The organism is Streptomyces sp. L-9-10 (assembly GCF_004151105.1).
Taxonomy (GTDB): Bacteria; Actinomycetota; Actinomycetes; order Streptomycetales; family Streptomycetaceae; genus Streptomyces.
This window is the reverse complement of the sequence record NZ_PHRF01000056.1, coordinates 64,441-89,361: the sequence shown is the minus strand read 5'-3', so window position 1 is coordinate 89,361 and position 24,921 is coordinate 64,441. Positions and strand designations below refer to the sequence as shown.

17 protein-coding genes are annotated in these 24,921 nt (G+C 70.7%); 7 read left to right on the top strand and 10 right to left on the bottom strand.

Annotated features, from left to right (window positions below; all coding sequences use genetic code 11):
- Positions 1–1,478: sensor histidine kinase (locus CU044_RS15610; protein ID WP_129769184.1), on the top strand; the 1,478-nt coding region annotated here is incomplete at its 5' end.
- A 4-nt stretch (positions 1,479–1,482) separates the two neighbouring features.
- Here CU044_RS15610 and CU044_RS15605 read toward each other — a convergent pair.
- Together CU044_RS15605 and glgP are read right to left on the bottom strand one after the other, a co-directional pair.
- Positions 1,483–2,718: an alginate lyase family protein gene (locus CU044_RS15605; RefSeq protein ID WP_129769183.1), complete on the bottom strand. Its 1,236-nt coding sequence runs from the start codon at positions 2,716–2,718 to the stop codon at positions 1,483–1,485.
- 224 nt (positions 2,719–2,942) lie between these two features.
- A complete protein-coding gene (gene glgP, locus CU044_RS15600; RefSeq protein WP_193563979.1) occupies positions 2,943–5,540 on the bottom strand; it encodes an alpha-glucan family phosphorylase in 2,598 nt (865 codons plus the stop codon).
- A gap of 621 nt (positions 5,541–6,161) precedes the next feature.
- On the opposite strand from glgP, the gene CU044_RS15595 reads away from it, so the two are divergent.
- The 4 genes from CU044_RS15595 to glgB all read left to right on the top strand — a co-directional run bounded on the left by CU044_RS15595 (position 6,162) and on the right by glgB (position 14,314).
- The gene (locus tag CU044_RS15595) at positions 6,162–8,159 is read left to right on the top strand and encodes an alpha-1,4-glucan--maltose-1-phosphate maltosyltransferase (RefSeq protein ID WP_129769190.1); all 1,998 of its coding nucleotides are present in this window, start codon (positions 6,162–6,164) and stop codon (positions 8,157–8,159) included.
- Positions 8,156–9,877: a maltose alpha-D-glucosyltransferase gene (treS, locus tag CU044_RS15590; RefSeq protein ID WP_129769181.1), complete on the top strand. Its 1,722-nt coding sequence runs from the start codon at positions 8,156–8,158 to the stop codon at positions 9,875–9,877. Before CU044_RS15595 ends, treS begins: the two co-directional genes overlap by 4 nt.
- Before the next feature lie 247 nt (positions 9,878–10,124).
- A complete protein-coding gene (locus tag CU044_RS15585; protein WP_129769180.1) occupies positions 10,125–11,630 on the top strand; it encodes a phosphotransferase in 1,506 nt (501 codons plus the stop codon).
- A gap of 164 nt (positions 11,631–11,794) precedes the next feature.
- On the top strand, positions 11,795–14,314 hold the full coding sequence (glgB, locus tag CU044_RS15580) for a 1,4-alpha-glucan branching enzyme (protein ID WP_193563978.1): 2,520 nt from the start codon (positions 11,795–11,797) through the stop codon (positions 14,312–14,314).
- Positions 14,315–14,422: 108 nt separating this feature from the next.
- Here the strand turns inward: glgB and CU044_RS15575 are convergent, their stop codons facing one another.
- From CU044_RS15575 to CU044_RS15565, 3 genes are all read right to left on the bottom strand, one after another.
- On the bottom strand, positions 14,423–15,583 hold the full coding sequence (locus CU044_RS15575; RefSeq protein ID WP_129769179.1) for a glycosyltransferase: 1,161 nt from the start codon (positions 15,581–15,583) through the stop codon (positions 14,423–14,425).
- Positions 15,584–15,674: 91 nt separating this feature from the next.
- A complete protein-coding gene (locus CU044_RS15570) occupies positions 15,675–16,289 on the bottom strand; it encodes a TetR/AcrR family transcriptional regulator (RefSeq protein ID WP_165371899.1) in 615 nt (204 codons plus the stop codon).
- A 136-nt stretch (positions 16,290–16,425) separates the two neighbouring features.
- Positions 16,426–18,708, bottom strand: a complete 2,283-nt coding sequence (locus CU044_RS15565; RefSeq protein WP_240045623.1) for an ATP-binding domain-containing protein — start codon at positions 18,706–18,708, stop codon at positions 16,426–16,428.
- Between the two features lie 221 nt (positions 18,709–18,929).
- Here CU044_RS15565 and CU044_RS15560 point away from each other — a divergent pair, with 221 nt between their 5' ends.
- The gene (locus CU044_RS15560; RefSeq protein ID WP_129769177.1) at positions 18,930–19,559 is read left to right on the top strand and encodes a GntR family transcriptional regulator; all 630 of its coding nucleotides are present in this window, start codon (positions 18,930–18,932) and stop codon (positions 19,557–19,559) included.
- An 86-nt stretch (positions 19,560–19,645) separates the two neighbouring features.
- On the opposite strand, the gene CU044_RS15555 is transcribed toward CU044_RS15560, so the two are convergent.
- The 3 genes from CU044_RS15555 to CU044_RS15545 all read right to left on the bottom strand — a co-directional run bounded on the left by CU044_RS15555 (position 19,646) and on the right by CU044_RS15545 (position 22,969).
- Positions 19,646–20,413, bottom strand: a complete 768-nt coding sequence (locus CU044_RS15555) for an NPP1 family protein (RefSeq protein ID WP_129769176.1) — start codon at positions 20,411–20,413, stop codon at positions 19,646–19,648.
- Positions 20,414–20,666: 253 nt separating this feature from the next.
- The gene (locus CU044_RS15550; protein WP_129769175.1) at positions 20,667–21,485 is read right to left on the bottom strand and encodes a carbon-nitrogen hydrolase family protein; all 819 of its coding nucleotides are present in this window, start codon (positions 21,483–21,485) and stop codon (positions 20,667–20,669) included.
- A 158-nt stretch (positions 21,486–21,643) separates the two neighbouring features.
- Positions 21,644–22,969: an MFS transporter gene (locus tag CU044_RS15545; protein ID WP_129769174.1), complete on the bottom strand. Its 1,326-nt coding sequence runs from the start codon at positions 22,967–22,969 to the stop codon at positions 21,644–21,646.
- A 165-nt stretch (positions 22,970–23,134) separates the two neighbouring features.
- Between CU044_RS15545 and CU044_RS15540 the strand changes: the two genes are divergently transcribed.
- Positions 23,135–23,890: a DUF2848 domain-containing protein gene (locus CU044_RS15540; RefSeq protein ID WP_129769173.1), complete on the top strand. Its 756-nt coding sequence runs from the start codon at positions 23,135–23,137 to the stop codon at positions 23,888–23,890.
- Between the two features lie 88 nt (positions 23,891–23,978).
- Here CU044_RS15540 and trxA read toward each other — a convergent pair whose 3' ends face one another.
- Both trxA and CU044_RS15530 read right to left on the bottom strand, forming a co-directional pair.
- Positions 23,979–24,311, bottom strand: a complete 333-nt coding sequence (trxA, locus tag CU044_RS15535) for a thioredoxin (RefSeq protein ID WP_129769172.1) — start codon at positions 24,309–24,311, stop codon at positions 23,979–23,981.
- Complete coding sequence (locus CU044_RS15530) at positions 24,308–24,778, bottom strand: MerR family transcriptional regulator (protein WP_129769171.1); 471 nt, start codon at positions 24,776–24,778, stop codon at positions 24,308–24,310. Before CU044_RS15530 ends, trxA begins: the two co-directional genes overlap by 4 nt.
- Positions 24,779–24,921 lie beyond the last annotated feature (143 nt).

The following is a 24,921-nucleotide window of genomic DNA, read 5'->3' as shown; positions in this document are numbered from 1 at the left end:
GTCGCTCCCCCTGGTCGGTCGTCCTCGGAGTGGGGCTCCTGGGCGTCGCCGTCCTGCTCTGCCGCGCCTGGCCGCTGGTCTCGCTCGGTATCGCGGTGGCACTGAGCGCCACCGTGAACGCGGAACTGTTCACCGTCTCGTACACCATGGCGCTGGTCGTCTTCGGCTATCTGTCGGGCCGCCGTGCGGCGCGGGCCCGGCCGGCGCCGCACACCTTCGCGGCGATCGCCGCGGCCGGTCTGGTGCTGTCGTCCGTCGCCGACGACGGTCTGTGGAGCTGGTTCACCTTCCTGAGCACCCTGCTCTTCGCGGTCGTCGTGCCCTGGCTGGTGGGCCGGTACGTACGGCAGTACGCGGAACTGGTGGGCGCGGGCTGGCAGCTCGCCGACCGGATGGAGCGCGAGCAGCGGGCGGTCGCGGACCGGGAGCGGCTGCGCGAGCGGTCGCGGATCGCCGGGGACATGCATGACTCGCTGGGGCACGATCTGGCGCTGATCGCCGTACGGGCCGCCGCGCTGGAGGTCGATCCCGCGCTCGGTGACCGGCAGCAGACGGCCGCGGGGGAGGTGCGCCAGGCCGCCGCCGACGCCACCGCCCGTCTGCGGGACATCATCGGCGTCCTGCGCGCCGACGGGGAGGCGGCGCCGACCTCGCCCGCCGGTGAGTCGGTGGCCGCGCTCGTCGAACGAGCCGCGGACTCGGGGGTGGAGGTGACACTGACCGAGTCGGGGCCCCGGTCCCCGCTCGCGCCGATGACGGACCGCGCGGTGTACCGGGTGACGCAGGAGGCGCTGACCAACGCCGCCAAGCACGCACCGGGCGCGCGGGTGGCGGTACGGCTCGTACGGGACGAGGAGTCGGTCACGGTCGCCGTGGTCAACTCGCGCCCCGAGGACGGGTCGCCGGCCCCGGCCTCCGGCGGTACGGGGCTGGTGGGCCTGGACGAGCGGGTACGGCTCGTCGGCGGGACCCTCACCCACGGCCCGGCCGCCGACGGCGGTTTCGAGGTGAGCGCGCGGCTGCCGCTGGCGGCCCGCCACACACCGGTACCCGCCGCCGGGCCCGGGGCGCCCACCTCCGCGCAGGAGTTGGACCGGGCCAGACAGCGGGTACGGCGGGGACTGCGGCAGGCGATCGTGGCCCCGGTGGCGGCGGTCGCCGTCCTCGGTGTGCTGATGGTGGCCTTCGACTTCTACGCCACGTCACGCTCCGTCCTGGACCGCGAGCACTTCGACCGCCTGAGCATCGGCGACACCCGCGCCCAGGCCCGGACGCTGCTGCCCGGCTACACGGTGGACGGCCGGCCCGAAGGTGTCGGCCCCGAGCCCACCGGGGCCGGCACCTGCGAGTACTACCGGACCGAGAGGTGGGACGCGACTCCGCTGTACCGGCTGTGCTTCAAGGACGGCCGACTGTCGGACAAGGCGGTCGTCGTCGATGTCGACAACGAGGAGAACCGCCTGCCGAGCAGCCGCTAGGGCCCTAGTTGGGATTGCTCGCGTTCGTCAGCGTCTCCCAGGCCACGAACAGGTTGTTCGTCCCCGACGGCCGCTGCTGCTCCGTGAGCCGCTGGGTGTTGGTCATCGCGTAGCCCAGCCGGGTGTTGAGCGCGTTGTAGCCGACCTCGGTGATCGGCCCGAGGCCGCGCACCACACTGCCGCCGCAGAGCGAGGACGGTACGGGCTCGGCCTGGAGCTCGTACTTGGCCTGGAAGCCCAGCGCCTGCCGCAGCCGCTCGCCGACCTGCGGGAACAGGTCCTGGCCCTGGAGGCGCGCGGTCTCGTAGACATGGCCGACGGACGAGATGCCGTAGCCGGTGTGCACGAAGTCGCGGCAGGTCTCCTGGGTCAGCCCGGTGATGAACGTCCCCTGGCCCTGCCAGTAACTGACGATCTTGTCCCGGGTGTTGAGGTTCTGGCTCGGGACGGTCTTGGGCAGCGCGCCGTCGGAGGAGAGATAGATGTAGGCGGGCACGCGGACGAGGTACTTGCTGATCGCCTTGTCGTAGCTCGCGCCGTCATCGAGGAAGACGGAGATGCTGACCGCCGCCTCCATCATCGTCAGCTCCCAGTTGCCGTTGGAGTTGGAGCCGTTGATGATCTCGGGCAGGTAGACAGTGCGCAGCATCGTGCTGAACCGGCCGGCGTTCGGCCAGTTCCCGTACACATGCTTGATGATCTCGGCGGCCTTGGGCCACGAGGATCCGGCCCAGCCGGTCTGGAGCGGGGCGTTGCTGTTGGTGTGGTCCTTGATGGAGTTGGACCAGGCGTCCATGAGCTGGATCGCCTTCTGCGCGTAGCGGTCGTCGCGTGTGATGTACCAGGCGAGGGCGTCGGTGTACGCGGCGATCGCGTCCTCGCGCTCGTCGGTGCAGCCGTTGTTGGGGTTGGAGTACGAGCCGCACTCGACGACCGCGCGGGGCTTGGCCGTGCGCGAGAGGCTGGCGTACTTGCTCGCCATCATCTGGTCGTAGGCGCTCTTCCAGGGCTGCGCCCCGGCCTGCACCTTGCCGCGGATGAAGTCGAGTTGGGCGGTGTTGAGGTTCACCCCGGGGTGGGTGAAGCTGGCGGGCGCGGCGGCGACCGCGGCGGTGGCGGGCTTGGCCGGTGCGGCGTCCGGCGCCTTCTCGGCGGAGGCAGGTGCCATGAAGGCGGCGCTGAGTACGCCGGCGAGAGCGGTGGCGAGTCCGAGGACTCTCGGGATGGATCCGGGGCGCATGTGGGGGTGCCTTCCGGTCGCTGGACGTTCCCCAACTCGATTCACCCACATGAATGCGGGCTTGAGTTGTGAACCCGTTGTTGAGTGAGGAACGTAGAACCATCCCATGGACACGTCAAGGTCTGGACCATTGGACGATGCACGGCGGTGGGACACCCGCCGGCCCCGCACGGCAAGGGGCCGGACACCCGGAGATGTCCGGCCCCGGCGCGCGTACGCACACCTCACCGCATCAGCACGCCCGCGCCCTCCCCCGTCGCCTCCGTCGGCAGCGTGACCAGCCCCAGATCCGCGCTGGTGGCGAGCAGCGGATGGGCGGGCAGCACCCGGACCGTATAGCCGTACGGGCCCGTACGGTCCAGGGCGAGCGGACCCTCGTACACCCAGCGGCCGTCCAGGTCGGGCCCGCCGGCCGGCTTGAGCGGGAAGGTCTGGGCGTCCACGATCGTGTCGTCGGAGCCCACCCTCCCCGCGACCGCCTGCACGTCCACATCCTCCGGCCGCAGTTCGCCGAGGCCGACGCTCACCCGCAGCGAGAGCGTGGAGCCCAGCTCGGCGCCACCGCCCGCACCTCCGCCGCCCGCCCCGCCGCCGGCGCCGGTCGCCGCGACCGCCTCGACATGGTCGACCGACACATACGGCCAGAGCGTGCGCGTGCGGTACTTCCAGGCCGCCAGCTCCGAGGCGGTGCCGGCGTCCAGCGCGCGATGGGCGGCGGCGGCCGGGGCGTACAGCCGCTCCACATACTCACGCACCATCCGTCCCGCGAGCACCTTGGGCCCGAGGGACACCAGCGTGCGCCGGACCATCTCGATCCAGCGGTCCGGCAGTCCGCTCCCGCCGCGGTCGTAGAAGCGGGGGGCGACGCGGTCCTCGATCAGTTCGTAGAGCGCGTTCGCCTCCAGTTCGTCCCGGCGGTTCTCGTCGGCGGCCGAGCCGTCGGCGGTGGGGATGGCCCAGCCGAAGTCCGGTTCGAACCACTCGTCCCACCAGCCGTCCAGGACGGACAGGTTGAGACAGCCGTTGAGCGCGGCCTTCATTCCGCTGGTGCCGCACGCCTCCAGGGGCCGCAGCGGATTGTTCAGCCAGACATCACAGCCGGGGTAGAGCTTCTGGGCCATGCCCATCCCGTAGTCGGGCAGGAAGACGATGCGGTGCCGCACCCGCGGATCGTCGGCGAACCGCACCAGTTCCCGCACCAGCCGCTTGCCGCCGTCGTCCGCCGGATGGGCCTTGCCCGCGACGACGATCTGGACCGGCCGCTCGGGGTGGAGCAGCAGGTCCGTCAGCCGCTCGCGGTCACGCAGCATGAGCGTGAGGCGCTTGTACGAGGGGACCCGGCGGGCGAAGCCGATGGTGAGGACGTCCGGGTCGAGGACGCCGTCGATCCAGCCCAGCTCGGCGGCCTCGGCACCGCGCTGGCGCCAGGAGGCGTGCAGGCGCGTGCGCACCTCGGCCACCAACTGCTCGCGCAGGGCGCGCCGTACGGCCCAGACATCGGCGTCCGGGACACGCTCGGCGTCGCCGAGGCGGGCCATCTCGGGAGCCACCCAGGTCGGTGCGTGCACCCCGTTGGTCACGGAGGTGATGGGCACCTCCGACGGGTCGAAGCCGGGCCAGAGCCCGGCGAACATCTGACGGCTGACGGCGCCGTGCAGGGTGGAGACGCCGTTGGCGCGCTGGGCGAGCCGCAGCCCCATCGCGGCCATGTTGAAGAGGTTCGGCTCGCCGCCCGGGTAGGTCTCCGTGCCGAGTCCGAGCACGCGCTCGGCGGGCACACCGGGCAGTTCGCCGTCGTCCCCGAAGTGGCGGGCCACCAGCTCGCGGTCGAAGCGGTCGATCCCGGCGGGCACCGGGGTGTGGGTGGTGAAGACCGTGCCGGCCCGGACGGCTTCCAGGGACGCCTCGAATCCGAGGCCGGTCGCCACCAGCTCGCCGATGCGCTCCAGGCCGAGGAATCCGGCATGGCCCTCGTTGGTGTGGAACACCTCGGGCGCGGGGTGGCCGGTGAGCCGGCAGTACGTACGGACCGCCCGGACCCCGCCGATGCCGAGCAGCATCTCCTGGAGGAGGCGGTGTTCGCTGCCGCCGCCGTACAGCCGGTCGGTGACCTCGCGTTCGGCCGGCCCGTTCTCCTCGACGTCCGAGTCGAGCATCAGCAGCGGGACCCGCCCGACCTGCGCCTGCCAGACGCAGGCGCGCAGCGAGCGGCGTCCCGGCAGGGTGAGAGCGATCCGGGCGGGGGTGCCGTCCGGCTCGCGCAGCAGTGTCACCGGGAGTTCGTTGGGATCGAGGAGCGGATACTGCTCCTGCTGCCAGCCGTCCCGGGAGAGCGACTGGCGGAAGTAGCCGTGCCGGTAGAGCAGCCCGACGCCGATCAGCGGTACGCCGAGATCGCTGGCGGCCTTGAGATGGTCGCCGGCGAGGATGCCGAGGCCGCCGGAGTACTGCGGCAGGGCCGCGGTGACCCCGAACTCCGGCGAGAAATAGCCAATGGCCGCGGGCAGCTCGGCGCCCTGGCCCACCCGTTCCTGGTACCAGTGATCGCCGTGCAGATAGGTGTCGAGACCGGCCGCGGCGGCGGTCAGCCGGTCCAGGAAGGGGCGGTCCCCGGCCAGCTCGGCGAGGCGCGCGGCGGACACCGCCCCGAGCAGCCGTACGGGATCGCGGCCGGTGGCCCGCCAGCCGGCGGGGTCGGCGGATTCGAAGAGTTCACGGGTCTCTGTATGCCAGGACCAGCGCAGATTGCGGGCGAGGTCGCTGAGCGGTTGGAGTGGTTCGGGCAGGACGGGGCGGACGGTGAACCGACGGATTGCCTTCACGTGTTCCACCTTCGCAGGGGACATACGAGCCACAGGGGACGCACCACGTTGTGCGACCCGCCGTCCCTTTGACGGTAGCCCCACCTCACCCTCCGCAACCACGGCGCACACGCGCACTCACCCGGGGGTGTCCGCGCCCTGCCCCCAATTCGTGGCCTGAACCTTGCCGTTAGTAACCGTGCGCCCCGGCGGTTCTTGTACGCCCCAGGACTTAACAATCCGCCGGATTGCCCACCCGAAAAGAGTGGGAAGGCTCCACCGGTACAGCCGGCACGTACGCATGCTCATCGCACCGCACACGAGCGCGTCCCCACACAATTGAGGACGATTCCAGCGCTATTCGAGTGAACGCGGACAGGAGCGGCCATGCCCGCAGCCTCCCAGTCGTCTACCGAGCAGCTACAAAGAACATCAAAACCTCGCAAAGACAGCAGATCTTTCGAGGGAAGCAGATCCTCTGAACCCACACCACCCGATCCACTCGCACCATCAGATCCACTCGCACCCCCGGCCCCAACCGATCCACCGGTCCCACCCACCCGACCCGGTCACCCCGATCGGTCAGCTCCACCCGCCCTGCCTGTCACGCCCGCACAGCACTCAGGTGATCCAGTGAAACCGCTGATTGGTCGCATTCCCGTCCTGGACGTACACCCGCTCGTCGACTGCGGCAGACGCCCCGCGAAGGCGGTGAGCGGTGAGTCCTTCCAGGTCACCGCGACCGTCTTCCGCGAGGGCCACGACGCCGTCGCGGCGAACGTCGTCCTCATGGACCCCAGTGGCCGGCCAGGCCCCTGGACCCCGATGCGTGAACTCGCCCCCGGCACGGACCGCTGGGGCGCGGAGGTCACGCCCACCGAGGAAGGCCGCTGGACCTACACCGTCGAGGCGTGGAGCGATCCGGTCGCCACCTGGCGCCACGCCGCGAGCATCAAGATCCCGGCAGCCGCCGACGAGCACGACATCGCCCTCGTCCTCGCGGAGGGCGCCGCGCTGTACGAGCGGGCCGCCGACGGCGTGCCGAAACGTGACGGCCGGGAGGCCGTGCTCGCCGCCGCGGACACCCTGCGCGACGGGACACTGCCCGCGCGGGCCCGGCTCGACGCCGCGCTCGCCCCCGAGGTCGACGCCGTCCTCGCCCGCCATCCGCTGCGCGATCTGGTCAGCTCCTCGCGCCCCGCTCCCGTGCTGGTGGAGCGCAGGCGGGCACTCTTCGGTTCGTGGTACGAGCTGTTCCCGCGCTCGGAGGGCGCGGTCGTCAAGAACGGCGAGCCGCCGGTGAGCGGCACGTTCAGGACGGCCGCCGAACGGCTGCCCGCCGTCGCCGCGATGGGGTTCGACATCGTGTATCTCCCGCCGGTCCACCCCATCGGCACCACGCACCGCAAGGGCCCCAACAACTCCCTCACCCCCGGCGCCGGGGATGTCGGTGTGCCCTGGGCGATCGGCTCGGCCGACGGCGGCCATGACGCGATCCACCCCGGCCTGGGCACGATCGAGGACTTCGACCACTTCGTGGAGACGGCCCGCGCCCTGCGGATGGAGGTCGCCCTCGACTTCGCGCTCCAGTGCTCCCCGGACCACCCCTGGGTCACGAAGCACCCCGAATGGTTCCACCACCGCGCCGACGGCTCCATCGCCTACGCGGAGAACCCGCCGAAGAAGTACCAGGACATCTATCCGATCGCCTTCGACAGCGATCTGCGCGGTCTGGTCCGGGAGACCAGCCGGATCCTGCGCTACTGGATGACCCACGGTGTACGGATCTTCCGCGTCGACAATCCGCACACGAAGCCGGTGCTCTTCTGGGAGAAGGTCATCGCGAACATCAACCGCACCGACCCCGATGTCATCTTCCTGGCCGAGGCGTTCACCCGGCCCGCGATGATGCGCACGCTCGGCGCGATCGGCTTCCAGCAGTCGTACACGTACTTCACCTGGCGGAACACGAAGCAGGAGCTCACCGACTATCTGACGGAGCTGTCGGGTGAGTCCGCGGCGTACATGCGGCCGAATCTGTTCGTCAACACGCCCGACATCCTGCACGCCTATCTTCAGGAGGGCGGACGGCCGGCCTTCGAGGTACGGGCGGTGCTGGCCGCCACGATGGCGCCCGCCTGGGGTGTCTACGCGGGCTACGAACTCTGCGAGAACACCCCCGCGAAGCCGGGCAGCGAGGAGTACCTTGACTCGGAGAAATACCAGCTGCGGCCCCGGGACTGGGAGGCGGCCGAGCGCGAGGGCCGGACCATCGCCCCGCTGATCACCACGCTCAACCGGATCAGACGGCGGCACCCCGCCCTCCAGCAGTTGCGCGACATCCACTTCCACCACGTCGACAACGACGCGGTCATCGCGTACAGCAAACGGTCGGGCACGAACATCGTTCTGGTGGTCGTCAACCTCGACCCTCACCACACCCAGGAGGCGACGGTCTCGTTGGACATGGAGCGGCTCGGCCTCGACCGGCACGAGACCGCCCCGGTGCGCGACGAGCTCACCGGCGAGACCTATCACTGGGGCAGCTCCACCTACGTGCGCCTAGAGCCGGGCGTCACGCCCGCGCACGTCGTGGTTCTGCGACCGTCCCCGCCGATCGGAGGGTCACCCACATCATGATCGTCAATGAGCCCGTCCACGACACGTTCGAGGACACCCCGGCCAAGGACCGCGATCCCGACTGGTTCAAGCGTGCCGTCTTCTACGAAGTCCTGGTGCGTTCGTTCCAGGACAGCAACGGCGACGGCATCGGCGACCTCAAGGGCATCACGGCCAAGCTGGACTACCTCCAGTGGCTCGGAGTGGACTGCCTCTGGCTGCCGCCGTTCTTCAAGTCACCGCTGCGCGACGGCGGCTACGACGTCTCGGACTACACGGCGGTGCTCCCCGAATTCGGGGATCTCGCGGACTTCGTGGAGTTCGTCGACGCCGCGCACCAGCGCGGCATGCGCGTGATCATCGACTTCGTCATGAACCACACGAGTGATCAGCACGACTGGTTCCAGGAGTCCCGCAAGGACCCTGACGGACCGTACGGCGACTACTACGTCTGGGCCGACGACGACAAGCAGTACCAGGACGCCCGGATCATCTTCGTCGACACGGAGACGTCCAACTGGACCTTCGACCCGGTGCGCAAGCAGTACTACTGGCACCGCTTCTTCTCCCACCAGCCGGATCTCAACTACGAGAACCCGGCGGTGCAGGAGGAGATCATCTCGGCGCTGCGCTTCTGGCTGGACCTGGGCATCGACGGCTTCCGGCTGGACGCCGTGCCGTACCTGTACCAGCAGGAGAACACCAACTGCGAGAACCTCCCGGCCACCCACGAGTTCCTCAAGCGGGTGCGGAAGGAGATCGACGCCAACTACCCGGACACGGTGATCCTCGCCGAGGCGAACCAGTGGCCGGAGGATGTCGTCGACTACTTCGGCGACTACGCGGCGGGCGGCGACGAATGCCATATGGCGTTCCACTTCCCGGTGATGCCGCGGATCTTCATGGCCGTACGGCGCGAGTCCCGCTACCCGGTCTCGGAAATCCTGGCCAAGACCCCGTCGATCCCGACCGGCTGCCAGTGGGGCATCTTCCTGCGCAACCACGACGAGCTGACCCTCGAAATGGTCACGGACGAAGAGCGCGACTACATGTACGCGGAGTACGCCAAGGATCCGCGGATGCGCGCCAACATCGGCATCCGGCGCCGGCTCGCCCCGCTGCTGGACAACGACCGCAACCAGATCGAGCTGTTCACCGCCCTGCTGCTGTCGCTGCCGGGATCCCCGATCCTCTACTACGGGGACGAGATCGGGATGGGCGACAACATCTGGCTGGGCGACCGGGACGCCGTACGGACCCCGATGCAGTGGACGCCCGACCGGAACGCGGGCTTCTCGTCGAGCGATCCCGGCCGGCTCTATCTGCCGACGATCATGGACCCGGTCTATGGCTACCAGGTCACCAATGTGGAGGCGGCGATGGCGTCGCCGTCCTCGCTGCTGCACTGGACGCGGCGGATGATCGAGATCAGGAAGCAGAACCCGGCCTTCGGCCTCGGCTCGTACACCGAGCTGCCGTCGTCGAACCCGGCCGTGCTCGCCTTTCTCCGTGAGGCGCCCTCCCAGCAGGGCGAGGGCGACGATCTGGTGCTCTGTGTGCACAACTTCTCGCGCTTCGCGCAGCCCACCGAACTGGATCTGAAGGAGTTCAGCGGGCGCCATCCGGTCGAGCTGATCGGCGGGGTGCGGTTCCCCGCGATCGGGGAGTGGCCCTACCTGCTCACCCTGGCGGGCCACGGCTTCTACTGGTTCCGGCTGCGCAAGGACACCGCGGTGTAACACCACCGCTCACTCGTTCACGCGGTGTTGACCGCGGTCCCGTGCCGGGCGGTTTCCACCGCCCCGCACGGGGCACGCTCCTCCACATCTAGTTCGATCGATTCGATCAAATTCGTATTGAGTTCGTACGGAATCGATCCGTACGGATCATCCTCACCCGACACGTCCCGCACAGCCGGACAGCCATTGCCGCAATCCGGGACACTCTGCGCATCCTGTGGTGTGCCCGGGGAAAGGACGCGATGCCATGTCGAAGGCTGCATCCACCCGGATTACGCCGCGCCCCGCAACCGCTTCGCCTGTCGCACCGCCCGTCGCACCGCCCGTGTCGCCCGCCCTGTCGCCCGCCGACGCGAGAACGCTGGTCGGCTCGCTCGCCCCGCTGCTCCATGACTGGCTGCCCCGCCAGCGCTGGTTCGCGGGCAAGGGCCGTCCGGTCACCGGCTTCGTGCCGGTGACGGTCACCGAACTGCTGCCGGTGGACGCGAGTGGTCCGGGTCTGCTGCATCTGCTCGTACGGGTCGAGCAGCGCGGCCCGTCCGGGCCGCCGCTGTCGATTCCCTCCTCGCCGTCGTCCACCCCCTCCGGGGTCTCGTCGCCCGCCGGTGACTGCTATCAGCTGCTGCTCGGGGTACGGAAGGCGCTGCCGCCGCGCCTCGCGTCCGCGCTGATCGGCCACGCCACGCAGGGACCGCTGGCCGGCCGTACCGTCTACGAGGGCCTGCACGATCCCCACCTGGCCGAACTGCTGCTGGAACGATTGCGCTCCCCCGGCGCGCTGGGGCCGCTGCGGTTCGACCGGGCGAGCACCGTCCCCGCCGGGCTGAGCGGCCGGCTGCTCGACGCCGAGCAGTCCAACTCCTCCCTGGTCTACGGGGACGCCTACATCCTCAAGATCCTGCGCCGGGTCTTCCCCGGCCCGCACCCCGATCTGGAACTGCCGCTGGCCCTCGCCGCGGAGGGGTGCGAGCGGGTGCCCGCGCCGGTCGGCTGGTTCGAGGCCGCCGACCCTTCCGGCAGCGGTGACGCGCTCACGCTCGGCGTCCTCCAGCCCTATCTGCGCGGTTCCCAGGACGGCTGGCAGCTGGCGCTCTCCTCGCTCGCCCACGGCAGGGAGTTCACCGCGGAGGCCCGCGCGCTGGGGCGGGCCACCGCCGAGGTGCACACCGCGCTCGCCGCCGCGCTGCCGACCGTGACGCTGGGCCGCAGGCAGACCGCGCAGATGGCCGACGGGATGGCCGAGCGCCTGGAGTCGGCGGCGCGCGCGGTGCCCTCGCTCATGCCGTACGCCGCCGGTCTGCGGACCGCCTTCGACGCGCTCGCCGGACTCGACGAGGCGGGGCGCGGCCGGCCCGCGCAGCGCGTCCACGGCGATCTGCATCTGGGCCAGACCCTGCGGACGCCGGACGGCCGCTGGTCGGTCATCGACTTCGAGGGTGAGCCCGCGAGACCGCTCGCCGAACGCCGCCGCCCGCAGCCGCCGGTCCGCGATGTGGCGGGCATGCTGCGCTCCTTCGACTACGCGGCCCGCTCCCACGAGCCATGGCGCCCGGACTGGGCGACGCGCTGCCGGGACGCGTACTGCGAGGGGTACGCGACGGCCGCCGGCACCGACCCGCGCGCGGAGCCCGAGTTGCTGCGCGCGTACGAGACGGACAAGGCGATCTACGAGGTCCTGTACGAGGCGAGGCACCGCCCCGACTGGCTGCCGGTCCCGATGGCGGCGATCCGCCGGCTGGCCGAGGGCGCCTGACGCGTCCGGGCCGGAGCCCGGCGGCCTCCCCCGACTCTCCGCTCCCCCGTCCCCCTCTGTCCCCACCCCGTTCCCGCTCTGTCCCCGCTCTGTCCCCCATGGTCCCGCTCTCTCCACCCGTATCGACCGTCCAGCAGCGAAGCCCAGCCGAGGAGGCAGCCCCCGTGACCCCCCGCACGCCGTCCGACCGTTCGTCCGACAGCTCGTCCCAGCCCGAGCTTCCCACCGCCTCGCTCCCCGTCCCGGCGCCCGCCGCCGAGGCCGCGGCGCGCACCGGTGCGGGTGCGGGCGCGGGCACGTCCGCCGGGAAGAAGGGGAAGAAGCCCGCGCGCCGCAAGGCATCGCAGACCGCGCCCGCGCCGGCCGCCTCCCCCGCCCCGGCCGGCGCCACCACCGCTTCCGCCGCCGCCAAGAAGCCGGGGGCCCGCACAGCGCCCCGGCCGCGGGTGGAGCCGGGTGGCGGCCGTCGGGTACGGGCCGCGCGACCGCTGGGCGACGGTGACCGGGAGCGGCTGCTCTCCGGCTCGCACCACGATCCGCACGGGCTGCTGGGGGCGCATCCCGTGTCGAACGGCGTCGTCTTCCGGACGCTGCGGCCGTACGCGCGCGCCGTCACCGTCGTCACCGAGGGGCCCGAGGTCAGAGCCACGCTGAACGACGACGGCGACGGCTTCTTCTCCGGTGTGCTGCCACTGCGCGCGGTGCCCTCGTACACACTCCGGATCCGCTACAGCGACGCCACGCAGGAGCTGGACGAGCTGGAGGTGCGCGACCCGTACGGCTTCCTGCCCGCGCTCGGGGACGTGGATCTGCATCTGATCGGCGAGGGCAGGCACGAGGAACTGTGGAAAGCCCTCGGCGCCCGGGTCATGACGCACCAGGGCGTCGCCGGCACCCGCTTCACCGTCTGGGCACCCAATGCCCGGGGCGTCAGGATCGCCGGTGACTTCAACTACTGGGACGGGACGAGCCTCCCGATGCGCTCGCTCGGCTCCACCGGAGTGTGGGAGCTGTTCGTGCCGGGGGTCGGCGAGGGCGCGCTCTACAAGTTCGACATCACACGCCCCGACGGTTCGCACACCCTGCGCGCCGACCCGATGGCGCGGCGCGCGGAAGTACCGCCCGCGACCGCGTCCATCGTCACCGAGTCCCACCATGTCTGGCATGACGAGGAGTGGCTCGCGCACCGCGCCGACCGTCCCGTGCACGAGGCGCCGTTCTCGGTGTACGAGGTCCATCTGCCCTCCTGGCGGCCGGGTCTGACCTACCGTCAGCTCGCCTCGCAGCTGCCCGCGTACGTCAAGGACCTCGGCTTCACCCATGTCGAGCTGATGCCGATCGCCGAGCATCCCTTCGGCGGCTCCTGGGGCTATCAGGTCACCGGCTTCTACGCGCCGACGTCCCGGATGGGCACCCCGGACGACTTCCGGTATCTCGTGGACTCCCTGCACCGCGCGGGGATCGGGGTGCTGGTCGACTGGGTGCCCGCCCACTTCCCGAAGGACGAATGGGCACTGGCCCAGTTCGACGGCCGTCCGCTGTACGAGCACAGCGATCCGCAGCGGGCCGAACACCCCGACTGGGGCACGCTGGAGTTCGACTACGGCCGCAAGGAGGTCCGTAACTTCCTGGTCTCCAACGCCGTGTACTGGTGCGAGGAGTTCCATGTCGACGGGCTCCGGGTCGACGCCGTCGCCTCGATGCTCTACCTCGACTACTCGCGCGAGGAAGGGCAGTGGACCCCCAACGAGCACGGCGGCCGGGAGAATCCGGACGCCGTCGCCTTCCTCCAGGAGATGAACGCCACCGTCTACCGGCGCTGTCCCGGGGCGGTGACCATCGCCGAGGAGTCCACCGCCTGGAACGGGGTCACACGCGCCACCCACCATGTCGGCCCCGACGGCTTCGGCGGGCTCGGTTTCGGCCTGAAGTGGAACATGGGCTGGATGCACGACTCGCTGGACTACGTCTCCAAGGAGCCCGTCCACCGCAAGTACCACCACGGCGAGATGACCTTCTCCATGGTGTACGCGTACAGCGAGAACTACGTCCTGCCGATCTCGCACGACGAGGTGGTGCACGGCAAGCGCGCACTGGTCTCCAAGATGCCCGGCGACTGGTGGCAGCAGCGCGCCAACGAGCGCGCGTATCTCGGCTTCATGTGGGCCCACCCCGGCAAGCAACTCCTCTTCATGGGGCAGGAGTTCGCCCAGGGAGCGGAGTGGTCGGAGGGCCATGGGCCGGACTGGTGGCTGCTCGATCCGTCGTACGAGGCGGAGGCCGACCACCGGGGCGTGCGCGATCTGGTCCGCGATCTCAACGCGGTGTACGGCGCGACGCCCGCGCTCTGGCAGCGGGACACCGTGCCCGAGGGCTTCGCGTGGGTGGACGGTGACGCGGGCGAGGACAACGTCTTCGCGTTCCTGCGGTTCGACGCGGACGGTTCGCCCCTGCTGGCGGTCTCGCACTTCTCGCCGGTGGTGCGCCATCAGTACCGGCTCGGTGTGCCCGAGGAGTTCGCCGCCTGGACGGAGGTCCTCAACACGGACGCGGCGCGCTACGGCGGCGGCGATGTGCTCAACGCGGACCCGCTGAAGCCCGAGGCGGTGGCGGCGCACGGCCGGCCGGTGTCCGTCCAGCTGACGCTGCCGCCGCTGGCGACGGTCTGGCTGCGGCCGGTCTGACACCCGGCTCTCCCGGACGGCTCCGGGCCGTTCCGACGGATGACGAGGTGGCGCCGCCCAGGACGTCGGGCGGCGCCACCTCGTCACGTTCCGGCCGGAAGCCCCGGCTCAGGCCGCCGGCACCGGCTCCGCCGCCAGTGTCGCGGCCACCTCGGCGGGGGACGGCATCGCGGCGATCTGGTCGGCGACCGTACGCGCGGCGGCCCGGAAGCCCTGGTCCGCCAGGACGGCGGAGGCGGCCTTGGCGACCCCCTCGGGAGTGGCCGTACCCCCCGGGAGACCGAGTCCGGCGCCCGCCGCCGCCACACGGTCGGCCTGGATGAACTGGTCGGCGCCCTGGGGGGCGATCACCATCGGAATGCCCGCGGCGAGCGTGCCGATCGTGGTGCCGGCGCCTCCGTGGGCCACCACCAGGTCCGTGTCGCGCAGCAGCTCGCTCAGCGGGGTGAAGCCGACGAAGGTCACCCGGTCGTGGTCGACGTCGAAGTCCTCGGCGGACGCGGTGAGGCCCAGGGTGACCCTCAACTCCATGTCCTCCTTGGACAGTTCACGCAGGATCGGGCTGAGCACCTCGGGCGCGGAGAAGACGGTGCCGAAGGTCACCAGCACGCGGGGCCGCCGCTCCGGATCGGCCGGTGCCGCCGTCACGGCCGGGACCGACGGACTCTGTCCGGCCGGCGTCTGCCCGTGGGGTTCCGGGCGCAGCGCCAGCCGTCCCGCCGGAGGCTGCCAGCCGTCCTGCTGCATCGCGGGCGGGCAGGTGTCCAGGTAGTGGGCGGCGGGGCGGGGAGTCACACCGCGTGCGGCGTAGCGGCTCGCGACATTCGCGTCCATGGCCGTGGCGAAGTCGGCCGGCAGGGCGGGACCGTACGCGAGGTTCGCCACCGGCACGTCGAGGGCGGCGGCGACCAACGGGCCGACACAGTCGGCGAGTTCGGTGACGATCAGCTCGGGACGCCACTCCCGGGCGGCGGCCAGCGCCTCGTCCACGGTGAGGTCGACCCGGACTCCGGCGAAGAGCTCGGCGACCACTTCCGGAGCCGGCTCACCCCCCGGCGTCACGCCTGTCCTGCGCGTGAAGTCCGCCACCATCACGTCCATGGCCGGTCCTGCCGGCAGGACGTCGAAGCCTTCCCGGGCCAGTACGGGGGCGAGGCCGCCCGCGGTCAGGAACACCACGTCGTCACCTCGCTCACGGAACGCGCGGGCGAGGGGGAGTTGCGGGAGCAGATGGCCATGGGCAGGAGTGCTTGAGAAGAGTATCCGCATATTGATCAGGGTATTGCTCCACCGAATTCACAGGAGCGGAATCCGGACAGCCCGCCGGGCACACCGGAGCGGTGTCATGGCCGGAGCGGTGTCATCGTCGCAGCAGTGCGGTGGCCAGCCGGCCCGCAAGCCACTCCTCGGCGCGCTGCCAGCTCCACCCCATCCGGCGCAGCCGCCGCCAGGAGCACGGACTCAGGTAGTACCAGAGGATGTCGGCGGCCTCGGCACAGCCGATTCCGTCCCGGAGCGCGTCGAGCTCCGCCAGCCGGCCGGAGATCTCGGCGAGCCGGGCGCGTTCCAGATCGTCCGCGCGCCGGGCCGCCTCTGCTATCAGCGGGTCGGCCGTCTCGTTGTCGTACAGGACCGTCATCGTGCGGACATGGCGGCGGACCGTCTCGCCCGTTCCCCTGACGGCCCATCGGACGGCCTCGGCGCCGTCGGCCGCCGTGCTCACACGGTGGAGCGCGCGGGCTATGGCCGGCTCGGCCGCGCCCCGTTCCATCAGGGCGACGACCAGCCCGGCCTTGGTGCCGAAGGCCGCGTACACGGTGTTGACGGCCACGTCCGCCGCCTCGGCGACACGTGCGACGGTGATCCGCGCGTAGCCGTGCTCCGCGAACAGCCGCTCGGCGGCGTCGAGGATCACCGTCCGGGTCAGCTCGGCGGCCTGGTCCCGTACAGAGGAGCGATAGGGGCGAGTGTTCATCCGGGTCACTTTAGGAGCGGACCCTTCTTCTGGCCATCGCCGCGATGACCGGAGTGGGACTCCGGTGAACAGGGACCGCACGGGGGCGGACCGCGCGCACCGGTGCGCGCGGTCCGCCCCCGTCATGAGCGGGGGCCTACGTCGTCGCCGTCTTCAGCCGGGACGGGACCTCCGCGTCGCGGACGATTCCGAGCCGCTGGGTCGCCCGGGTCAGCGCCACGTACAGATCGTTGGTCCCGCGCGGCGAGCCGTCCATGATCCTCTCCGGGTCGACGACGATCACGGTGTCGAACTCCAGCCCCTTCGCCTGCCGGGCGTCGAGCAGGACGACGGGCCGGGTCAGATCGGGCGCGATGCCCCAGGAGGCGTCGGGCAGTTCGGCCGCGAGGCCGGGCAGCAGCGCGGCAGGGGCGATCACCGCGAGCCGCCCCTCGCCCGGGTGCTCGGCCACCAGTCCGGCCGCCGTACGGGCCAGATCCCCCGGCTTGGCGGAGCGTACGAGCGGCCCCTCGCCTGTCGCGCGCACCGACCTCGGCGGCTCGAACAGCGGGTCCGTCAGGCGCCGCACCTCCGCGGCGACCTCCATGATCTCGGCGGGCGTACGGTAGTTGACGCCCAGCTTGGTCAGCTCCCAGCGCTGCCGCACGTACGGCTCCAGGATCTGCTGCCAGGAGTCGCAGCCGGCCGCGTCCCCGGTCTGCGCGGGGTCGCCGACCAGGGTCATGGACCGGCTCGGGCAGCGGCGCATCAGCAATCGCCAGGCCATCGCGGACAGTTCCTGCGCCTCGTCCACGACGATATGGCCGAAGGCCCAGGTGCGGTCGGCGGCGGCCCGCTCGGCGGCGCTGCGGGTGTCGGCCTCCTCGTGCCGCTCCGCGAACCGCTCGGCGTCGATGATGTCGTGCGCGGCGAGGACCTCCGACTCGTCGTCGTCCCGGTCCTCGAACTCCTGGGTACGGGAGCCGTACGACAGTTCGAGCACACCCTGCGCGTAGGCGATCCGCTCCTGGCGCTCCAGCGCGGCGGCGGCGCGGGCCGCGCTGTCGTCCTCGCCGAGCAGTTCGGCCGCCTCGTCCAGCAGCGGTACGTCGGCGGGGGTCCAGTCGATCCTGGCGTCGGCGCCGGTCCGGGCCCCGGACCGGCGCACGGCGGCGGCGTCCCGTGAACCGAGCAGGGCCCCCGGATCCGCCAGGAAGTCGGAGACGAGCTGCTCCGGGGTGAGCTTCGGCCACAGCGTGTCGATGGCCGCCTGCACCTCGGGACTGGTGGCGATCTCCTTGCCGAGCTGGGCGATGTCCGTCGGGTCGAGGAGGTTGGCACCGCCGAGCGGGTCGGCGCCGATCCGGTCGGCGAGCTGGGAGGTGAGCGCGTCGATGATCCGGAAGGCGAACGTCGGCCGGGCGGGGTTGTGCGGCAGTCCGGTGTCCCGGGCGCGCTGCCGCGCCTCGTACACCGTGTCGCGGTCGAGTACGAGCGTGCCGTACTCGGAGTGCTCGATCTCCATGACAGGACGGGGCAGCGACTGCCGGCCGCGCAGTTCCTCCGCCAGTACACGGGCCATGTCGGCCCGGCCCTTGACCTCGGCCGCCTCGGGGGTGTCCCTACCGGTGGCCCGTACGCCGGGGAACAGCTCCCCCACGGTCGACAGCAGCACGCCGGTCTCACCGAGCGAGGGCAGCACCTCGCCGATATAGCCGAGGAAGGCGGGGTTCGGGCCGACGATGAGCACGGCGCGGCGGGCCAGTTGCTCGCGGTACGCGTAGAGCAGATACGCCGCCCGGTGCAGCGCCACGGCGGTCTTGCCGGTGCCGGGACCGCCCTCGACCACCAGCACACCGCGATGCGGGGCGCGGATGATGCGGTCCTGCTCGGCCTGGATGGTCTGCACGATGTCGCTCATCCGCCCGGTACGCGCGGAGTTCAGCGCGGAGAGCAGTACGGCGTCACCGTCCGGGTCCTCGTAGCCAGTGCGGGTGGTGTCGGTGAGGTCCATGATCTCGTCATGGAGCGCGGTGACGCGGCGCCCCTGGGTGGTGAGATGACGCCGTCTGCGCAGGCCCATCGGGGAATGGCCGGTGGCGAGATAAAAGGGGCGTGCCACGGGGGCCCGCCAGTCGATCAGCAGCGGGGTGCGTTCCGGGTCGTCCCTTCGCATTCCGATGCGTCCGATGTGATGGTTCGTCCCCTCGCCGAGATCGATCCGGCCGAAACAGAGACCGGACTCCACGGCATTCAGCGCGGACACGCGGCCCGAGTGTTCCGCGACACTGATATCGCGCTCGACGCGGGCCTGCCGCACGGTGTTGACCTGGCCGATCGACGCCTCCACGGCGGTCTCGGCCTGCTCCCTCAAGGCATCGAGGCGCTCATAGAGGAGGGAGACGAATTGCTGCTCGTTCTGCAATTCCTCGGTTGACAATTCAGCCCCTGTCCGATACGCTGCTTTCCAGTGACCTGGTCCATGTCATTAATTTCAAGACATGGAAACAATCAATATACGCAGAGCAGCACCCCGGCCGTCAATTCGGTTCCGGGGTTTTTTTGTGCGCTTTTCGTGTGTCCCGCTCCCCTTTCGCGCGCACCATGCCACCGGGAGGATCTGTATACTCGTTGTATGCAACCTTCGCTGTGGGGGAAGTCATGACGTCGGGCAGGGAGAAGGCGTACGCGTTCCTCAAGGAGAACGTACTCACCGACCCGGACAGGCAGGGCGAGTTCCTCTCCGAGCAGGAGCTGGCGAACCGCATCGGGGTCTCCCGTACCCCCATCCGTGAGGCGCTGCTGCTGCTCGCCGCCGAGGATCTCGTACGGCTGGTCCCCAAGCGGGGGGCGCAGATCGTTCCGCTGTCGGGGCGGGAGATCACCGAGCTGATGGAGCTGCGCGGCATCGTCGAGCGGTACGCCGCGGAGCAGGTCATCCCGGGGGACCGGGACGCGCTGGTGGCAGAGCTGACCGGGCTCCTGGAGCGGCAGCGGACCCTGAGCGGGCCCGAGCACGCCAAGGAGTTCATCGCGGTGGACCATCTCTTCCACGCGACGATCGTGGCCGCCGCGGGCAACTCACTGCTCAACCGGCACTACGACGGGCTGCGCAGCCGGCAGATCCGGGCCGGGGTGGTGGCGCTCTACAACCAGCAGGGGCGGCAGGAGTCCGTACTGACCGAGCACCGCGCGATCCTGGCGGCGATCGCCTCCGGTGACCGGCCGGCCGCGCACAGCGCGATCGACGGTCACCTGGAGACGACGCTCAAGGTCCTGCTCGCCGGTTAGACACGTACGCCTCAAGGTCCTGCTCACCGGTGAAGTACGTACGTACCGAGCCGGTCAGGGATGTGCGTACCGTACGGCGTTGTCCGTCAGGCGTTGGGGTCGAACGGGATGCCGACCGGCTTCGCCTTCTCCAGGTGGCCGTTGAAGTTGCCGTCCTTGAGGCCGAAGACGGCGCTGCCGAAGTTGGCCTGGCTCAGCTTGTCGCGGAGACCGGCGGGGTAGCCGTTCCAGCCGACCAGCGTGGGGAACCGCCAGGTGCCGTAGTGGTTCTCCGGCGGCTCGTCGTTGGAGTTCGCGGCGCGGAAGGCGTGCGTCCCGATGCCGTCCTTGTGGTAGACGACCTTGGCGTGCGTGCCGTCCCAGCGGATCTGGTCACGGGTGTGGATGTTGAAGTTGCCGTGGGCGGAGGTGGAGACGTACTGCACCTCGTTGTTCTGCACCCACACCACGACATGCTCCCAGTCGTGACGGTGCCCGCCGAGCCCGCTGCCGGCCACGGCCTGATCCTTCTCGAAGTAGAGGCCGTACATGATCGCGCACCAGCCGTTGTTGCACTTGGACCGCGAGTATCCGTTGGTGTTGTCGAGGTCCCATGAGTCGTGGCACGAACCGTTGACGGCCCCAGTGGTGTTGAGGCCGGGGGCTATGGTTCCGTCGGGGCCGATGGCGGGGGTGGGGTAGCAGCCGTCCGTGTCGTAGTCGAAGGCCGGCTGGAACGTCTGCTCCATCCCGTCCGCGTTGCCGGGCAGGGCCCCGGGGGGATCGGCGAGCGCGCTACCCGGCACGGCGATGACCAGCGCGATGGCGCTGCCGAAGATGAGCGAGACCTTGCGGATGCGCGAGCTTTTCTTCACTGCGTCCTCCTGATCGGCCGCGACGTGGGGTACGCGGTCCGGTTGACATGCCCGGATCACCTTCCCCCGCCCTCGTTGACGCGTCGCGCATCGCCGGATGTCGGAGCGATGAAGGGTCGGCCAATACCGAGGGGGGTGGAGGAGACGGGAGTTACACGCTGAGTGAAGTGTGACGGCAGAGGACGCCGAAGTGAAGCATGCCGAAGGGAAGCCGTCCGAAAACGAGTTGAGTCCGGACGCGCTTCCGCTTCGGTCAACTCGTCTTGTTCAGCCTGCGGTTGGCCAGCACCGGTATGGCACGGCGCACCGCGGCCACCTCGTCCGGATCCACGTCCGCGAGCAGCGTTCCCGGGCCGGCTCCGAGGCTCCGCCGTACGGTCCCGTCGGGTCCGATGATCGCGCTGTGGCCGATCCCGGTGGGGGCGGGCGATGTCGCGGCGCCGTCCGCCGGTCCCGTACCGGACGCCGCCGGATCGGCCTGGCCCACGGCGGCGAGCCAGAGTGTGGCGTCCAGCGCCCGTGCGCGTGTGAGCAGTTCCCACTGCTCGCGCTTGCCGGGGCCGGCGCCCCAGGAGGCGGGGAGCAGGGAGAGCACCGCTCCGGCGTCGGCGTGCGCCCGGAACAGTTCGGGGAAGCGGACGTCGTAGCAGGTGGCGAGGCCGATCCCGATCCCGTCCACCTCGATGGTGACGACCTCGGAGCCGGCCGCGACGGTGTCGGACTCGGCGAAGCCGAAGGCGTCGTAGAGGTGGATCTTGTCGTAGGACGCCTCGACGCCCGGACCCGTGGCGAGCAGGGTGTTGGCCACCTTGCCGTCCGGGGCCGGTGTGAACATGCCCGCGACCACGACGAGTCCGGTCTCCTCGGCGAGCCGGCGCACCGCCGTGGCCCAGGGGCCGTCGAGCGGTTCCGCCAGCGGCGCCAGGGGGGTGCCGAAGCAGGCCATCGCGGCCTCGGGGAACACGACGACGCGGGCTCCCTCGTCGGCGGCGCGGTGGGCCTCGGAGCGGAGGAGCGCGAGATTCCGCTCGGGGTCGGGGCCGGTGGTGAGCTGGCTCAGCGCGATGCGCATGAGGTGGTTCCCTTCTCGGGCGCGGGTGCGGGTGCGGGTGCGGGGTCAGGGGGCGGCGGGTCGGGCGTGCGGATCCGGCGTGCGGGTGCGGTGCGGGGAGTGCGGTACGCCGGGTGCCGGGCCGCGGTGGGGGGTGTACGTGCGTGCCGGTGTACGGGCTACGCCCCCGCGCGGGCGGGCTGTTCCGTACCGTTCAGGTCCTCGTCGTCGGCGGGGTTCCCGTCCCGTCCCAGACACAGGCCGACGATCGTGACCACCGCGGTCACCGCGACATAGAGGGCCAGCGGGATCCATGAGTCGTACGCGTCGAGCAGCGCGGTGAACAGCAGCGGCGCGACGGCTCCGCCGATGACCCCGGCCAGCGTGTACGCGAGCGAGGAGCCGGTGTAGCGCAGGCGCGCGGAGAACTGCTCGGCGATGAAGGCGGCCTGCGGCCCGTACATCAGTGAGTGGATGGCCAGCGCCACCACGACCCCGAGCGCGAGCAGCGGCCAGTTGCCGCCGCTGGTCATCGGGAAGAACAGGAACGGCCATACGCCGGCGGCCACGGCGGAGACGCCGTACAGCAGACGCCGGTTGATCCGGTCGGAGAGGGCGCCGGCCAGCGGGATCAGGAAGACCTGGAACGAGGAGCCGATCAGGACGGCGGCCAGCGCGGAGCCGCGCGACATGCCCAGTTCGCCGGTCGCGTAGGTCAGGACGAAGACGGTGAACAGCGCGTACAGCACGTCCGGGGCGACGCGGCTGAGAATCGCGGCCGTCAGCGCGCGGGGATGCGTGGTGAAGACCTCGCGGATCGGCGCCTCGGGGCGCTTCTGCTCGGCCTCCATAGCCTTGAAGACCGGGGTCTCCTCCAGCTTCGCGCGGATCCACAGCCCGAAGACGACCAGGACGCCGGAGAGCAGGAAGGCCACACGCCAGCCCCAGGAGGTGAACTGGGCCTCCGTCAGCAGGGCTCCCAGGGCGGCGAGTACACCGTTGGCCATCAGGTTGCCGGCGGGCGGGCCGATCTGCGCGGCCGAGGCGAAGAAGCCGCGCCGGCGCGGATCGCCGAACTCGCTGGAGAGCAGTACGGCCCCGCCCCACTCGCCGCCGACCCCGACGCCCTGGGCGAAGCGGAGGATGACGAGGGCGATGGGCGCGGCCACACCGATCGTGGCGTAGGAGGGCAGCAGACCGATCAGGAGTGTCGCGGCCCCGATCAGTACGAGGGTCGCGATGAGGACCTTCTTGCGGCCGATCTTGTCGCCGAGACGGCCGAAGACGAAGCCGCCCAGGGGCCGGGAGACATAGCCGACGGCGTAGGTGGAGAAGGCGAGGAGCGTGCCGGTGGCGGGGTCCTCGGAGGGGAAGAAGACATCGCCGAAGACCAGCGCGGCGGCCACGGAGTAGATGGCGAAGTCGTACCACTCCAGGGCGGTCCCGGTGAGGCTGGCGAAGAAGGCGCGGCGGACCGCGGGCCCGCCGAACGATTGCGTTTCCATTCCCTTACCCCTGCCCGTGTCCATGTCCGTGCTGTTCTTCACGATGTCCGTCCTTGCTGAGGTGCGCTATCGACCTTCCGGCATACTTCTTGTATACAGGTCGTATGCGCAAGCCTTCCGCGCAAAGTTAACCTCGCCGATACCGCGATCGATGTGGAGAAACCCATGGCGCTGCTGACCTTCGAACTGCCCGACGGCACCACCAGGCGCGTCGATGTCGTCCAGGTGCTCAACGCCGGCTACGCCGGACGCAGCCAGGACGATGTCGCCGCGCATGTGGCGGAGCTGGCCGAGCTGGGGGTGCCGGCGCCGTCCGTGACGCCCGCGCTCTACCCGGTCGCCCCGTATCTGGCCCAGCACACCGACCGGGTCAGCGTCCAGCACGGGCGCACCTCGGGCGAAGCGGAATGGGCTCTGGTGGTGGACGGCGACGGGGAACTGCTGCTGACGGCCGCCTGCGACCACACCGACCGTGAGCTGGAGGTGCACGGTGTGGCGTGGAGCAAGAACGCGGGCCCGGACGTCCTCGCCCGGCGCGCCTGGCGGCTGGCCGATGTGCAGGAGCGGCTGGACACGCTGACCCTGCGGGCATGGGTGAGCCACGCCGCCTCCGGGGGCTCCGGGGACGGCGTGGGCTCCGGGGACGGCGTGGGATCTGCGGGCTCGGGCGGCTTCGGGAAGGAGACCGTTATCCAGGACGGCACGCTGGCGGAGCTGCTCACCCCCGGTTACTGGGCCGAGGTGCTGCGGGAGCGCGGTGATCTGCTGCCCGGTACGGTGCTGATCTCCGGCACGATCCCGATGGCCGAGGGCGTCGACCAGTTCGCCGACCGCTGGCGGGTCGAGCTGGGCGACCCGGCCACCGGTGACGTGATCGAGCTGGCCTACGACGTGGTGCGGATGCCGGCGCCCATCGGCTGAGCCCGCGTGGGCGCGGTGGCGCCTTCGGCGCCTTTGGGGAGGGGCCGGGGTGGGACCCGTACGGAATTCCCCCGCTCCCCTCGAAGCGTCAGACCACCTCTTCCAGTTCCTGGAGAAGCTTGCGCTTCGGGCGGGCTCCGACCATGGACTTCACCGGTTCACCCGCGCGGAACACCATCAGCGTCGGCATCGCGAGGACCCCGTACCGGACCGTGACCTCGGGGTTGCTGTCCACATCGAGCTGGACGACCTTGAGCCGGCCCGCCTGCTCCCCTGCCACGGCGCTCAGCACCGGCGCGAGCTGCCGGCAGGGGCCGCACCAGTCGGCCGTGAACTCCACGAGCACGGGGAGTCCGGCCTTGAGCACCTCTTCGTCGAAGTCCGTGTCCGTCACGGCGTCGACACCGTCTATCACGATCATTTCTCTGTCTCTCCTCGATGGTCACGGCCGAATTCACGCGCGCTCGTGTGTGGTGTCAGTTCGCACCGCGGCTCGGGGCCGCCCGGCACCTCCGCCTGGGCCGCCAGCCCGGCCCGCGCCGCCTCGGCCTGCGCGAGTTGCGCCCCGACCTGGGCACGTACCGACTGGAGCTCGCCGATCAGCCCGTCCAGCTCGCCGAGCTTGCGGCGGTAGACGGCGAGCGAGGCGGGACAGGAGTCCCCCGCCGGATGCCCGGCGCGCAGGCACTCCACGAACGGCCGCGTCTCCTCCAGATCGAACCCGAAGTCCTGAAGGGTCCTGATCTGCCGGAGGAGCCGCAGATCGCTCTCGTCGTACGTGCGGTAGCCGTTCACCGCGCGCCGGGCGGGCAGCAGCCCGCGTGACTCGTAGTAACGCAGAGTCCGCGTGGTCGTCCCCGCCCGCTCCGCCAGCTCGCCGATTCGCATGCCTTCGACCGTAATCCTTGACGCCCAGGTCAAGGCAAGGGAGCCGGGGCGAGGCAGTCAAGGCGCGGGGACAAGGCCCCGAGAGAGGCATTGACGGTGTGCCCCGGCGCCGTTACAAGACGTACTGAGAGCGCTCTCAGGCT